This window comes from Aerococcaceae bacterium zg-252, from assembly GCA_016237705.1.
In the GTDB taxonomy this organism is placed as follows: Bacteria; Bacillota; Bacilli; order Lactobacillales; family Aerococcaceae; genus Globicatella; species Globicatella yangjingiae.
The window spans coordinates 1,027,061-1,041,155 of the sequence record CP066204.1; the positions used below are offsets into that span (position 1 = coordinate 1,027,061).

A 14,095-nucleotide genomic window follows, 5' to 3' on the forward strand; every position below is an offset into this window, starting at 1 on the left:
ACCTCTTCTTTTCTTTTAAAATATTTTATCATGCTACATTGATTGCTTACTTTTAGTCATAACAAAAACCCCCTTTCATCTACAGAAAGCGGGTATAATGACACTATTATTAATACTATACTAATGCATCTAATTCATTAGTATAAATAAATAAGCTTTCGAAGATGTTTGATTTAATTGATTATTTGCATAATTAATTGTGTTCATGATACATTCTCCTTTCTTATTTATTTTACAATGTGAAGTGTAACACATTTTGAAAATGATTACAAGTACTTATTGATTTTTTTTATTATTCTATTAAAGACTAATGAGATATAACAAAACCTTTTTCATCAATAAAGTTTAAAGCAATTTCAGCAGCACGCATTTCAGCTTGTTTTTTACTACGGCCAGTTGCTTTCGCCACTTTCTCTCCGTCAACTGATACAGCAATCGTAAAGCGTGTATCATGTGCTGGGCCTGTTTGGTCAATTACTTCATATTGAATTTTGATTGAACCACGCTGTTGCACCAGTTCTTGTAAACGTGTCTTATAATCTTGACTAATAGATGCTAGCATTTGTTCGTGTTGATTCAACATTGTTTTAGTAACAAATCGACGTGCAAAATCCAACCCTAAATCTTTAAAGATAGCACCTAGGATAGCCTCATAAGCATCAGCTAAAATGGAATCACGCTCATTTCCACCTGTTGCTAATTCCCCTTTTCCAAGTTTAATTGCCTCATTTAGCTTTAGCTGACGTGCTAAATATGCCAAACTTTGTTCTTGAACCAGTTGAGCACGCATTGTAGTCAATTGTCCCTCTGGGTGATTAGGATAAGTATTGAATAAAAATTCACTTACCACTACTTCCAATACAGCATCTCCTAAAAATTCAAGACGTTCATTCGATTTTAATTTTTCCCAAGGCTTTTCATTGACAAATGTCGTATGTTGCAGTGCCTCTTGGTACAACATCACATTTTTTATTGGTTGTTCGATGATACTTTCAATCGTTTGAATCATTAGTGCACTCCTTTATTTAGCTCCAATGCGTTGAAATATTCCCCTACTTCTATGGGGTTTTAGTAATTCATTTCAAAACACTCATTGTTTCCTATTAATTCTCTCTAAAATTATAACAAAACACCTAGCATTGAGCAAAACCTTTTTGACAGACCAACATAAAACACTTTCAGAAATAAGGCTTTATCCACCTAATTTTCTGAAAGTATGTAAGTTATTGTTGATTGATTTTAGCCAATGTTTCGTCTTGTTCGAGCTTAACTTGTGCTAATGTTGTTGGATTTTCTAATAAGTACAAGGCTGTTAAAGCAATCCCTTGAGCAGCTTTGATAAGTCCATTTCTACCTTGTTCTGAAAGAGTGGCATCAGCCATTTCTTTACTATGAGCTTGAACATGCTCATCAGCAATTTTGATAAAGCCTTGAATGGTCGGACATTTATAGCTTACAGCTCCAACATCGGTTGAGCCAGTCGCAATCTCGTCCACTGGTTCAATATCCGTTACACCAATTGACTGATATTGTTCTGTTAAGAGTTCAGCTAGACGATAGTTAATGACAGTATCTTCGTACGGACATTCATAGACAGACGTTTCAAAGGTAGTGCCATTAGCTGCACAAACGCCTTCCACCATTTCAACAGCTTTTGCTGCAACTTCTTTGGCATAGGAAATAGTCGGTGCTCTAAAATAATATTCCATAGCTGCATAACCTGGAATGACATTCGCTGCTTTTCCACCGTCTGAAATAACACCATGAATATAAGTATGTGGTGCTACAAATTGACGTAATAAATTGATTTGGACATAACTCATTACAGCTGCGTCTAAAGCTGATGCTCCTTCTGCCGGTCGACAAGCATGTGCATTTTTGCCAAAAAATTCAAATTTCAGTGGATAAAGTGCATTGCTGCGACCACCGACCCCATTGCGAGTACCTGGGTGCACCATTAAAGCCACATCAACTTCATCAAACACACCCGCATTCGCTAAAGATACTTTTCCACCAAAATTTTCTTCTGCTGGTGTCCCCACTACTAATACTTTTCCACCATATTGATCAATAACTGATTTTAAAGCCTCACCAGCTGCAACACCAATCGCTGCAATCAGATTGTGCCCACAACCATGCCCCACTTCTGGTAATGCATCATATTCGCACATAAATGCAATGGTTGGCCCTGGTTTATGCGTATCATAAGTAGCTAAAAAGGCAGTCGGTAATATATAAGCAGCCTGGGTATCAAATCCTGCTTTCGTCAAATAGTCGACTAATACAGCCATTGATTCAAACTCTTCATTGCCAATTTCCGGATTGTCATACAATGTTTTGACAATTTGCATATAGTCGTCGACATGAGCATCAACAGATTGTAAAATTATTTCTCTTGCCTGCATCTTTCATTCTCCTCGTTTGAATTGACTTCCACTTAAGAAGTCCAAAGCACTCACACCCTGTTTTATTCTACTTCTAATGCCTTAGTTGACAAAGCTTTAGCCTCTGTCTCCCATTTTTCCATTGTGCCGTCTTTAATAGCAGTTTCAATGACTTCATTGATGACTTTTAACAAATCAGCATTATCATGATTTTTCGGTAAGCCGATAACATTATTGGCATATTTATTTTCTGGATCTAAGTCAAACGCATCACGTGGTAAAATCGTTAAATTGTCAAATGCAGCCACTAATGGTTCTGCTGAAGAAGTAGACACAACCATTGCTTGAATATCCCCAGCATTTAGAGCGAGTACAGCTGCATCTAATGTACCGTATTGTTTTACATTGGTCGGTTTAGTTGCTTGCAAGGCTAACTCATATTGAATTGAACCACCTTGTGCTCCAATCGTTAAATTCGCAGCTTTTAATTCATCGAGTGTTTTAAATTTATCAGCCGTTTCTTTACTTACTAATAGACCTTGATAGCCATTATCACCTGTTTCTTGTGAATAGCCAACTGAGAAATCCATAACTTCTTCTCTAGCTTGCGTCCATGAAAAACCTGAAATTCCTAAATCAACAGTACCTGTTTGAATATTGGCAATTACACCATTGAAGTCTGTCGTCACTAATTCTAATTTTACACCAATTTTATCAGCAATCGCCTTAGCTAATGCAATATCGCTACCAACGATTTCTTTTTCGCCTTTATCATTAATAATATAAAATTCACGTGGTGGAAAATCTGGTGAAGTCCCTACTACTAAGGTTCCTTTTTCTTTAATTTTTTCTAATTGATTATCTGCTGCTTGAGCACTTGGTGCTAATACTGCTAAACTTACTAGCAATGCTAAAAATAAAGTCATTAATTTTTTCATAATATATTTCCCCTTTCATAGTCCTAATAATTGATTTGGTCTAAAAATTGTTTTGTTCTTTCATGCTGTGGTGCATTGAAAATTTGTTCAGCTGTTCCTTGTTCGATAATTTGACCGTCTGCTAAAAACAGAACACGTGTTGCGACACGTTTAGCAAAGTTCATCTCATGCGTTACAATTACAATCGTCATACCGTCTTGTGCTAGTGACTGAATTACGTTTAGCACTTCTTTAACCATTTCGGGATCGAGTGCTGAAGTCGGCTCATCGAATAACATCACTTCTGGCTCCATAGCTAATGCTCTAGCAATAGCAACCCTTTGTTTTTGCCCTCCAGACAATTTGGCTGGATAGACATCTTTTTTATCGAGTAGTCCAACTTTGTCTAATAAAATCGCTGCCTTTTCCTTAGCTTGTACTTCCGACACTTTATTTAATTTTATCGGTGCTAAAGTAATATTTTCTTCCACTGTCAAATGTGGGAATAAGTTAAAATGTTGGAATACCATACCGATTGACTGACGTAATTGATTGACTTTATCTTCATCAATTTTAGTGTCATTCAGTAACACATCTTTAAATAATACTTCGCCACCAGTTGGTATCTCCATTAAATTCAAGCAGCGAATTAAGGTGGATTTACCCGAACCCGACGGGCCAATTAAGGCAACAACTTCCCCTTGTTCGATTTGTAAATCAATGCCTTTTAAAACATTTAACTCGCCATACGATTTTTTTAAATTATTGACTTTAATCATAAGCACTTAACCTCTTTTCTGCGTACTTCATTAATTTTGTTAGAGCAAATGTCAATACAAAATAAATAGCCCCAATCAATACTAATGGTTCAAAAATGGAATATGTCGCTGCTTTGACAATATTTTGTACATACATCACATCGAACACCCCAATAGTTGAAACGATTGATGATTCCTTAATCATCGTAATGAACTCATTTCCTAAGCCTGGTAAAACAACACGTGTTGCTTGCGGAATGATAATTGAAAATAATGTTTGGCGACGACTAAGCCCTAAAGCACGACCAGCTTCCATTTGTCCTTTATCAATTGCCTCTAATCCTCCCCTAAATATCTCACAAATGTAAGCACCGGAGTTGACCGACAAAGCAATAACTGCCGTTAAAAATTCTCTTGAACCGTAGACACTACCAAACGATTCGACAGTTGGAATTGTAATGCCGAATAATGGTAATCCATACAACCATAAAAATAATTGCAGTAACATCGGTGTACCACGAATGATTTGTGTGTACGCATTAGCAATCATACGAATCCATTTCTTTTCTGATTGTTGCATGATGGTTGCAAAAAGACCTATAACTGTTCCTAATAATACCGTTGAAAAGGATAGGACAATTGTGACCATTGTTCCTTCCCAAAACGACGGTAGCCATGGACCTAATTTTTTAAAGTCCACTGCCATAGCCATAATATTTAACACTTTATCTCCACCTTTCAATTAACGTTAATATACAAAAAAACTCGTCTCTACATACTTTTATACAAAGCATATAGAGACGAGCTATTGAATTTTATAAACCCGCGGTACCACTCTAGTTAACGAGAAATCTACATAATGATTTCTGATTCACTCAATTTGATAACGCTCAGACAGCGAAGTAAGCTACTGTTAGTTCACTCACTTATCTCATAAGGGCGGTTCAATTAATCAGTCACAATAGGCTTACACTCTACCCTATCTCGCTGAGATTCCCAATTAATCTACTCTCTTATTCATCGATTTGTTATTAACTTGTGATTACTATACCACTTAAATTTTTAAAATGCAACAGTTTTATGAAAAATAAATTAAAAAAGTAAAAAGTAAAAACCTAAAGTAAGTTTAGATAGTTAGAAATTTACTCTAGGTATTTTTAATAGATATTTGAGTGTCTATATGCCCTACCTATCCATATCAAAAAGTTGCATTTGTTTCACTTTAGTTATACAATTTAATCAATAAGGAGGTATATATTATGGCTAAAACAGCAAACATCAATTTAAGAATAGACCCTGTGAAAAAACAACAAGCTGAATCTTTATTTTCCAGTTTCGGTATTTCGGTAACAGATGCAATTAATATCTTCCTACACGCTTCTATTATGGAAGGTGGTTTTCCTTTCCAAATTAAACAACCACGCTATAATAAAGAAACAGAACTAGCTATGGAAGAGGCAAGACAAATTGCTCTTGGAAATATTCAAACAAAATCGTATTCATCAGTTGAAGAATTATTGATTGATTTAAATAACGAGGAAAATTAATATGTTGCAGTTAGTAACAACCTCTCAATTTCGCAAAGATTTAAAGCGTATGAAAAAAAAGAAATGCCGATTTAAAGAAACTTCAAGTTGTTCTAGATAAATTAATGCATGAAATACCTCTTGAAGACTCTTATCGAGACCATGCTTTAGTCGGTAACTATATTGGATTTAGAGAATGTCATATTGAACCTGACTGGCTGCTCGTTTATTCTATAAATAAAAATCTTTTGATTCTTACAGCCTCTAGAACAGGCTCACATTCCGATTTATTTTAGTCACTCTTATGAGTGGCTTTTTTTATTAATAACATAATTCACATTTAAGCATAGATGAGAAAAGAACATGGACGTTTGGAATGATGTTCTTCTTTTGAGATATAAAAAAAATCCTCGGTGGAATTACTCCGTCGAGGTAGTCAATGCTTACTTTTTTCTACGCAACTACAACTCTTAATGGGGAGAAAAGTCCCTGATAAAAATTGTGCCGCAATTTTACACAGCTAAAATGGAGATGAGGGGAGTCGAACCCCTGTCCAAATACCTCGCCACAAACGAGTCTACGTCAATAGTTTATCTACTAAAATTTAGCTACTGCTTAGCCGATAAACAGGCATCTGCGATTGCGAGTCTGGTCGTCTCTTACTTACATTACAGACGGAAATGTAAGGCGTATCCCACTAAATTTGAGACCACGATCTGAGCACATGGGCGATGCCAGGGTGATCTTCGCCCGCAGGGATTAAGCTGCTAAAGCGAAAGAATTGTTTTGATTGTTTGCAGTTATATTTAACTGTAGCGTTTTTAGGAAGTCGCTGCCTTCCTGACGCATCATAAGCTCGAACAATACCTGTCGAAACCAATGACATCCCCTAATTAAGCATATTATAACATTTGTAAGGCAAAAAATCAAATTTAGTCAGAGATAAATTATATCAAACTCATTCTACACCCTACTCTTGTTCCGTATTTTTCTGAATACGTTTAGTCAGTAACGCTTGATATTTAGCATCAACACTCCCTAATTGCTCGAGATATTGCTTACTTTTCAGACGGATTCCTACGTATTCTTGATACAATTCATTCACTAAACGTTTCATTTCAAGTATCGTTTCCTGCCCTATTTGAATAGTCTGAATCGATTCTAGCGAATGAGTAGCTAAAATACGTGCAAAATGAATGGCACGTGGATGAATATTTAAACGATAACGATCTTCATCAAAGGATAATTCATTGATAATACCACTATGTTGAATACTAAAATCAAAGACACCAGTTGTTCGTTTAGAAAATTGACAATATTGCCAATTCAAATGTGCCCCAAATCTTGGTAACAATTGCAATTCTAAATAAATCATAATGACATCTGGATTATCAGCCTTATTTAAACGTTGCAAAGTAGAAATTAGTAAATGGAACAGTGCTTCATCCGGTAAAAAATCTTCGATGACAGCATCGATTAATTGAACAAAATAACTAGCATACGCTTGTAATGCCAAATCTGACTGTAATTGTCTAGGGAAAAATCTTGTTGTCCCCTCACGAATAAATGAAAATCCCGATTCATTTAAAGTGCCGATATAGTCATTAACACTCCAAGGGACTAATTGTGAAGCGAGTGAATGCGTGGCACTACGTCCATTTTTGATGAAAAACATTCGTTTACCATGGTGCTTAGTAAAAAGTTTTAACAATAAATCATGGTCACGATAAGGACGTTTGAATAAAACCACTGCATCAAAACGTTCTAACACGTGACCACCTACTTTCATTAATAATCTTCTTTTTTATAGCCAAAATCGCTAATATACGTTTGACGATTACGCCAATCTTTTTGGACTTTTACCCATAAGTCTAAATACACTTTATCATCTAACAAATGTTCAATATCACGGCGTGCCATTTGACCAATTTTTTTAATCATACTACCTTGAGCCCCGATAATAATGCCCTTTTGACTCTTACGTTCTACAATAATCGTCGCTTGTACTTCCACTTTATCATTTTCATTACGCTGCATACTTTGCACTTGAACGGCAACGGAATGCGGAATTTCTTCTTTTGTTAATAATAAAATTTTCTCACGAATAAATTCAGCGACAACAAAATATTCTGGGTGATCCATAATTTGATCCGCTGGATAATATTGTGGCCCTTGGGGTAAAATACCTTTAAGTGTATCTAACATCTCTGGCACATTATTGCCCTCAGTTGCACTAATTGGGAATATTTCATCAAATGATTGTTCTTCGATATAACTCTCAATAATGCCCAATAAATCATCTGGCTGCACCAAGTCAATTTTATTAATCAATAAAAATACTGGCACTTCCAAATTTTTCAAACGTTCCATAATCAAACGGTCACCAGGACCAATCTTTTGGCTCGCATTTACTACGAATAATACAGCATCGACCCCTTTTAAAGCACTATATGCTGTATTCACCATAAAGTCACCTAATGCGTGCTTAGGCTTATGAATACCTGGTGTGTCGATGAAAATAATTTGAGCTTCATCATCCGTATAAACACCTTGAATTCGATTGCGAGTGGTTTGGGCTTTATCTGACATAATCGCAATCTTTTGTCCAATCAAACGATTTAATAATGTTGATTTACCGACATTCGGTCGACCGATAATGGCGACAAATCCTGATTTAAAGTTTTTTTCTACCATAGTTCCCCCTGTTTATTAATTTATCCATGCGTGAAAGACTGTCATTAAATGTGGCACAAAAATAATCATACCAATAATAACAGCAATCAACGCACTCAATGTAACAGCAGCAGCTGCTATATCCTTACTTCGTTTAGCTAATTCATGCCATTGTGTTCCGACCACTAAATCGACCACATTTTCAATGGCACTATTTATCATTTCAAGTAATAAAACCAATCCGATTAATAAGATAATAATACACCATTCTATCGGAGAGAGTTTGAAAACTACACCTAATAATAATACGAATACTGTAATCAATAAATGTAAACGAAAGTTAAATTCCTGTTGCCATAAAGTTTGAAATCCGTCTTTAGCTGCCTTAAATGCTGAAATTCGATTGACATTTGCCCAATGTTTTGTCGGCTTATCGTGTAAGGCCATACTCACTTAATACCTCTTCTTGTATTGCGAACATTTCTTTTTCTTCTTCGGGCGTTTGGTGGTCATAGCCATTTAGATGTAAAAAGCCATGTACGACCAAAAATGCTAATTCACGTTCAAATGAATGTCCATAATCTTCAGCTTGTTCACCGATTTTTTGATATGAAATGATAATATCACCGTAGTGTTGTGGAATATCAAAGATTTCATCTTCTTGTTCATCTAATTTAAAGTCCCAATCTTCTTCGCCCTCATTAAGTGCAAAACTTAAAACATCAGTAGGACGGTCAATATTACGATACTGCTTATTCAAGGCATGAATCGTTTCATTGTCTACAATGGAAATATCCACTTCACTTTCTTGATTTAATTGTAATTTTTGTGCGGTTAAAGCAATCACGTCTTCAATTAATTGGTGATGTGATTCTTTTAAGTAATTTTCTTCATCTATTAAGTCGATAATCATGTAGACTTCCTTTCTTGTTTATAACATTATTCCGGATATTCGACACGTGTATGGAACATACCTGCCACGCCATTGATAAGTGATTGCTTGATGATTTTTAATTCATGAACGGTTAAACCACAATCAGCAAATTGATTCGCCTCAATTTTATTATGAATAATTTTCGATACTAAAGCGTCAATGGCTTCAATACTGTATTCTTTCAATGAACGTGACGCTGCCTCTACGGAATCAGCTAGCATAATAATCGCAATTTCTTTCGATTGCGGAATTGGACCAGGGTATGTAAACTCACTTATATCGACATCTGCATTTTGTTTTTTAGCTTGATAATAAAAATATTCGACACGTGTTGTGCCATGATGTTGGGCACAGACATCAATAATACTTTTTGGCATCTTGTATTCATTAAGCAGTTTAATTCCCTCATTGACATGGTCGATAATAATTTTGGCACTCTCATTCGGTGAAACCATTTGATGTGGTGAAACCATGCCGGCTGAAAGGTTTTCGACAAAAAAGAGTGGGTGCTTAATTTTACCGACATCGTGATAATAACTAGCGACACGTGTCAACAATGAATTACCACCAATAGCCTCCACTGCATTAGCACTCAAGTTTGCTACTAAAATACTATGATGATAGCTACCCGGTGCTGATTCAATAAGGTGTTTTAATAAGGGATGATTCAAGTTGGCTAATTGATTCAATGTTAATTCAGCTTGGTCATCTAGTAATTGTTCCCAATACGGTTTAATTAAAAATAAAATTAAATGCGTTAAACCAACACTCGTTAGCATAAAGAACACCATTCGAATTGTTTCTGCTTTAAGAAAATCGTATTTAAAAACTAATAATACCGGCACGATAACTACAATATGCCACAATAATGACGAACCAAATGAATAATTTTTTAAAGTATCATCCTGTTCAATACGTAGCATCGACGTTAGCATTGTATAAAAATAGAACAAAATCGTCAGCAATAAATTCATCGTATCTGTTTGTCTATTGATAAAAAAGAGTGAAATTAAACTAAAAAAGATAACTGCTAGTAATCCTGTTCTTCGGTCTGTCTTAGGTAAGATTAATACCGGAATCACACTTGCTGGAAATAGCAATACAGCATTTTTCATTCCATTCAATTGCGTAAATTGTAGCCCAGTTAATAAAGTAAAAGCCACCAAAAAGACTAACGCATACGCTGTTAAACGCATATTTCCGTCTTTAACGGTTTGGACTTGCTTATTATCCCAACGTGCAAACATCACATATAAGAAAATCGCATGAATCAATAGCACAGCAATAAACGCATAAACACTATAATTCGGTGTTTGCTTATCTAAAATACCATAAATATTTAATATGCGAATCATTTCAGCGTCGGCGACAAATCCCTCTTGCACCAATACTTGTCCTTGTAAAATATAACTACTCTGTACTTGGTTCGCTGCATTTTCACGTGCAACTTCTGTCGCCTCTTGGTCATAGACAACGGTTGGCACAATCAATTGCACGACCAATGCTTCTAAAATTTGACGCTGTGTCGGCTTAGTGGTTAGAGTAGCAATTTCTTTAGTCGTTGTTTCGAGTGCTGCTACCACACGTTCTGCCGTCATTTCAATGGCTAATTTTTCTGAAACAATATTCGTAATCATTCTTTGAATTGTGATAACTTCTTCATCAGTCGCAGTCAGTAAAGATAAATGGATATTGTCATTTAAGTTATTCGCAAACTGCTTAATCGACTCATCTTCGGATACAAATATTTGATGATATAATACAATAATTTTTTCCTTTTCATTGAGTTGTGCAAATTGCACTTCTTGAGTATCAGTACGCTCACCTACCCCAACTTGAGAAATAAATGATTCAGTGTTCGGCAATTGTTTCGCCCATTCTAAAATGGATTGGGTAGAATATTTTTCTTTTTTCAATTGACGAATACTACTGAAATACTTTTCAATCAGTGATAATTGTTCTTCTCGAATATTGGAGCGATATGAATAAATATCAGCGACACTGTCACGAGCACGCTGCTTATTTTCATTGGTGCGAAACTCATCAATCGTAGTATAAGGTGCACGTATCGTGACGTCCGCAACTTCATTGGCACGAATATTATAAACGACAGGTTTAACACTTGAATAGCCTAAAATAAAAAGTGCAAGTGTTAATAAACTAATAATAATGGGACGATAAATCATGCCCAGTTTTTGCTGAATATAATGCAGCGTTCGATTCACGTACTCCTCCTCCTTACATCTATTCGATTTCTTCTAAATCTTCTGTGGACTCCGTTACCTCTTGAATTGAGTTCATTTTGCTATATGCTTGAATAATAGCCCCTACAACAGGGTGTCTTACTACATCAAAGGCATCAAATGAAACAATCGCAATTTGTTTAATGTTTTTTAACTTGTAAGTGGCATCAATCAAACCTGACTTCACACCTTTTGGTAAATCGATTTGTGTCTGGTCACCATTGATAATCATTTTAGAGCCAAATCCTAAACGTGTTAAGAACATTTTCATTTGTGCAATTGTTGTATTTTGTGCCTCATCTAAAATAACAAACGCATCATCCAATGTTCGTCCACGCATATAGGCTAAAGGTGCAATTTCAATGATTCCACGATCCATTAAACGATTCGTTTGCTCCGTACCTAATACAGTATATAACGCATCGTACACTGGACGTAAATATGGGTCAACTTTCTCTTTTAAATCACCCGGTAAAAAACCTAAACTTTCGCCTGCCTCAACGGCTGGTCTTGTTAGAATAATTTTCTTCACTTTACCCTCTCGCAATGCCTGTACTGCTAATACGACCGCTAAAAAGGTTTTACCAGTCCCAGCTGGTCCAATACCGAAAGTAATATCATGTTGATTAATATGCTTAACGTACTGCAATTGCCCATAGTTTTTTGCACGAATCGCACGTCCGTCAGCTGCACGACCAATCACTTCTTCATATAAATTGATAAAAAATTCTAATTGATTGGATTTCGCCATTTTAATGGCAGTGACAATATCCATTGTTTTAGGGCTAATGTTACGTTCTAGTAGATGAACAATCATCAATAAAATATCACGAACATCGTACACAGCCTCTTCTTGCCCTGTAATGGTAATCATTTCACCACGTACAGATAAACTCACTGGATACTCCGACTCTAACATTTTTAAGTGTTGGTCTTGATTACCGATAACAGCAATCATCCAATCATGATTGGTAATAATCACTTGTTTTGAAATTTCTGGTTGCTTGTTCAAACAATCACCTCGTTTAAATTATTGTTATTTACTTAATAATTCCTTTACAACTTGGTTAACGACTTGACCATCAGCTTGCCCTTTTAATTGTGCCATTGCTTTACCCATAACAGCACCAAAATTTACTGCCGTCGCATCTTCAAATGAAGCAATAATTTCTTGAATTTTAAGTGTTACTTCTTCTTTTGATAATTGAACAGGTAAATAACGCTCTACAATTTTAATCTCATTCAATAATGGTTCGACTAAATCCATTCTTTCAGCTTTTTCAAATTCAACTAAAGAATCTTTCCGTTGTTTCATTTCACGTGCAATAATAGTTAATTCTTGTTCAGCTGTTAACGGTTCTGAATGTTCAAGTTGTTCCTTTTGCAATGCAGCTTTTAACATACGAACGACTTTTAATGTCTCCTTGTCTTGTGCTTTCATCGCTGCTTTTAAATCTTGTGTAATTTGTTCTGTTAATGTCATCTTTTCCCTCTCCTATTCATCTAAATATCGTGCTACAAAGCTACCATATTAACTTTGATTAAAGCTCGGCATTTAACTTGATTGAGCGTTAAAAATCAATTGTAATAAATACTAAACTTATTAATATTGTAACGTATTTTCAATGAAATGAACATAAATTCGATACATTTTTATCCTATTTTTTGCTAATTATATGTAAAAAGAACCAATTAAGCATGAAATTCATCATTCTTAATTGATTCCTTTGATTATCCTTGTTTTTCAAATTTTAATGTATAGTCATGACTAATCAGACCATTTGGTGCTAAGTAATTGATACCGTATTTTTCTGTTAATTCTCCTGTTGCCTCAACTGTATCAGCGATTCCAGCCCATGGTTCTAAGCAGACGAAACTATCTTTTTTAGGATAGGAAGACCAAATACCGACCAAATCCATGCCTGTTGGCGATAAGGTAATTTTCACTTGATTATCTGGGTCATTTAAAATTACATCGGTCCCTTTCGCAATGCGATAAATTTGTGCATCTTTTTTAAATGTCTTATGTAAAATTGGATTATTATCGACTGTCGCATAGCGTGCTTTTTTCAAATCAATTTGTTTACCAGCTAAAGGAATATTCAAGTAAGAACCTGCCGGTTTAAAAGTATAGCTCACATTTTGAAATTCAGGCTGCCCTTTTTCAGGACGATGATGCGATACATTAAAACCTGGGTGACCGCCTACACTATAATAGAGTGGTTCATTCGAACTTGGATTTAACACTTCATAACTAATCGATACTTTATTTTCAAATAAAATATAAGTAATTTGAAAACTAAATTCAAAAGGATAAACTGCTAATGTGTCATCATTGCTTTTTAAATAAAAAGTTGCAGAGGTATCAGTGACGGCTTGAGTATTAAATGCCATTCTACGAGCAAATCCATGTTGTGAAAGTTCATAAGTTTTTCCTTGATAAGTATATTTATCGTCTTTTAAAGCCCCTACGATTGGAAATAAAACTGGTGCTTGCCCAGCCCAAGAGCGTTTATTGCCTTGCCATAAAAATTCATAGCCAGTTTTATTATCTATTACTGATACCATTTCTGCCCCTAATTCACGAATCGTTAAAGTCAAATACTCATTTTTTAACGTTATCACCTGTCATTCTCCTCTACAAATTTTTTATTGCGATG

General features: G+C 35.4%; 14 protein-coding genes, 1 other RNA gene, 1 pseudogene and 1 other annotated feature. Of the genes and pseudogenes, 2 read left to right on the forward strand and 14 right to left on the reverse strand.

What is annotated here, in order from left to right; translation table 11 throughout:
- Positions 1–307: 307 nt before the first annotated feature.
- The 5 genes from rnc to JDW14_04905 all read right to left on the reverse strand — a co-directional run bounded on the left by rnc (position 308) and on the right by JDW14_04905 (position 4,783).
- A complete protein-coding gene (gene rnc, locus JDW14_04885) occupies positions 308–1,009 on the reverse strand; it encodes a ribonuclease III (protein QQD66434.1) in 702 nt (233 codons plus the stop codon).
- Positions 1,010–1,223: 214 nt separating this feature from the next.
- Positions 1,224–2,405 carry a M20 family metallopeptidase gene (locus JDW14_04890; GenBank protein ID QQD66435.1) on the reverse strand — a complete coding sequence of 394 codons (1,182 nt, stop codon included), beginning with the start codon at positions 2,403–2,405 and terminating at the stop codon, positions 1,224–1,226.
- Positions 2,406–2,467: 62 nt separating this feature from the next.
- Positions 2,468–3,322, reverse strand: coding sequence for a transporter substrate-binding domain-containing protein (locus JDW14_04895; GenBank protein QQD66436.1), 855 nt, complete (start codon positions 3,320–3,322; stop codon positions 2,468–2,470).
- Positions 3,323–3,345: 23 nt separating this feature from the next.
- Positions 3,346–4,080 (reverse strand): amino acid ABC transporter ATP-binding protein, encoded by a 735-nt coding sequence (locus JDW14_04900; GenBank protein ID QQD66437.1) that lies wholly within the window; start codon positions 4,078–4,080, stop codon positions 3,346–3,348.
- Positions 4,073–4,783, reverse strand: a complete 711-nt coding sequence (locus JDW14_04905; protein ID QQD66438.1) for an amino acid ABC transporter permease — start codon at positions 4,781–4,783, stop codon at positions 4,073–4,075. Before JDW14_04905 ends, JDW14_04900 begins: the two co-directional genes overlap by 8 nt.
- 69 nt (positions 4,784–4,852) lie before the next feature.
- Positions 4,853–5,089 (reverse strand) — a binding site (T-box leader).
- A gap of 229 nt (positions 5,090–5,318) precedes the next feature.
- Here JDW14_04905 and JDW14_04910 point away from each other — a divergent pair.
- Both JDW14_04910 and JDW14_04915 read left to right on the forward strand, forming a co-directional pair.
- On the forward strand, positions 5,319–5,606 hold the full coding sequence (locus tag JDW14_04910) for a type II toxin-antitoxin system RelB/DinJ family antitoxin (GenBank protein QQD66439.1): 288 nt from the start codon (positions 5,319–5,321) through the stop codon (positions 5,604–5,606).
- A gap of 1 nt (position 5,607) precedes the next feature.
- Positions 5,608–5,881: pseudogene (locus JDW14_04915) on the forward strand (type II toxin-antitoxin system YafQ family toxin).
- Between the two features lie 227 nt (positions 5,882–6,108).
- On the opposite strand, the gene ssrA reads toward JDW14_04915, so the two are convergent.
- The 9 genes from ssrA to JDW14_04960 all read right to left on the reverse strand — a co-directional run bounded on the left by ssrA (position 6,109) and on the right by JDW14_04960 (position 14,060).
- Positions 6,109–6,475, reverse strand: a transfer-messenger RNA (tmRNA) gene (gene ssrA / locus JDW14_04920).
- A gap of 80 nt (positions 6,476–6,555) precedes the next feature.
- Entirely contained in the window at positions 6,556–7,374 is an 819-nt protein-coding gene (gene recO / locus JDW14_04925) for a DNA repair protein RecO (protein ID QQD66440.1), read from the reverse strand.
- The gene (gene era, locus JDW14_04930; GenBank protein ID QQD66441.1) at positions 7,374–8,279 is read right to left on the reverse strand and encodes a GTPase Era; all 906 of its coding nucleotides are present in this window, start codon (positions 8,277–8,279) and stop codon (positions 7,374–7,376) included. The genes recO and era overlap by 1 nt, the downstream gene beginning before the upstream one ends.
- Positions 8,280–8,294: 15 nt before the next feature.
- Positions 8,295–8,711 (reverse strand): diacylglycerol kinase family protein, encoded by a 417-nt coding sequence (locus JDW14_04935; protein ID QQD66442.1) that lies wholly within the window; start codon positions 8,709–8,711, stop codon positions 8,295–8,297.
- Entirely contained in the window at positions 8,689–9,171 is a 483-nt protein-coding gene (gene ybeY / locus JDW14_04940) for an rRNA maturation RNase YbeY (GenBank protein QQD66443.1), read from the reverse strand. Before ybeY ends, JDW14_04935 begins: the two co-directional genes overlap by 23 nt.
- A gap of 26 nt (positions 9,172–9,197) precedes the next feature.
- Positions 9,198–11,417: an HDIG domain-containing protein gene (locus tag JDW14_04945; GenBank protein QQD66444.1), complete on the reverse strand. Its 2,220-nt coding sequence runs from the start codon at positions 11,415–11,417 to the stop codon at positions 9,198–9,200.
- 19 nt (positions 11,418–11,436) lie between these two features.
- The gene (locus JDW14_04950; GenBank protein ID QQD66505.1) at positions 11,437–12,393 is read right to left on the reverse strand and encodes a PhoH family protein; all 957 of its coding nucleotides are present in this window, start codon (positions 12,391–12,393) and stop codon (positions 11,437–11,439) included.
- 78 nt (positions 12,394–12,471) lie between these two features.
- Positions 12,472–12,918, reverse strand: a complete 447-nt coding sequence (locus tag JDW14_04955) for a GatB/YqeY domain-containing protein (GenBank protein QQD66445.1) — start codon at positions 12,916–12,918, stop codon at positions 12,472–12,474.
- Between the two features lie 248 nt (positions 12,919–13,166).
- Positions 13,167–14,060 (reverse strand): aldose 1-epimerase family protein, encoded by an 894-nt coding sequence (locus JDW14_04960; GenBank protein QQD66446.1) that lies wholly within the window; start codon positions 14,058–14,060, stop codon positions 13,167–13,169.
- Positions 14,061–14,095: the final 35 nt, after the last annotated feature.

Coding starts and splice junctions, on each gene's coding strand:
- JDW14_04910 (QQD66439.1), top strand. CDS start 5,319: ATGGCTAAAACAGCAAACATCAATTTAAGAATAGACCCTGTGAAAAAA.
- rnc (QQD66434.1), bottom strand. CDS start 1,009: ATGATTCAAACGATTGAAAGTATCATCGAACAACCAATAAAAAATGTG.
- JDW14_04890 (QQD66435.1), bottom strand. CDS start 2,405: ATGCAGGCAAGAGAAATAATTTTACAATCTGTTGATGCTCATGTCGAC.
- era (QQD66441.1), bottom strand. CDS start 8,279: ATGGTAGAAAAAAACTTTAAATCAGGATTTGTCGCCATTATCGGTCGA.
- JDW14_04895 (QQD66436.1), bottom strand. CDS start 3,322: ATGAAAAAATTAATGACTTTATTTTTAGCATTGCTAGTAAGTTTAGCA.
- JDW14_04950 (QQD66505.1), bottom strand. CDS start 12,393: ATGATTGCTGTTATCGGTAATCAAGACCAACACTTAAAAATGTTAGAG.
- JDW14_04955 (QQD66445.1), bottom strand. CDS start 12,918: ATGACATTAACAGAACAAATTACACAAGATTTAAAAGCAGCGATGAAA.
- JDW14_04900 (QQD66437.1), bottom strand. CDS start 4,080: ATGATTAAAGTCAATAATTTAAAAAAATCGTATGGCGAGTTAAATGTT.
- ybeY (QQD66443.1), bottom strand. CDS start 9,171: ATGATTATCGACTTAATAGATGAAGAAAATTACTTAAAAGAATCACAT.
- recO (QQD66440.1), bottom strand. CDS start 7,374: ATGAAAGTAGGTGGTCACGTGTTAGAACGTTTTGATGCAGTGGTTTTA.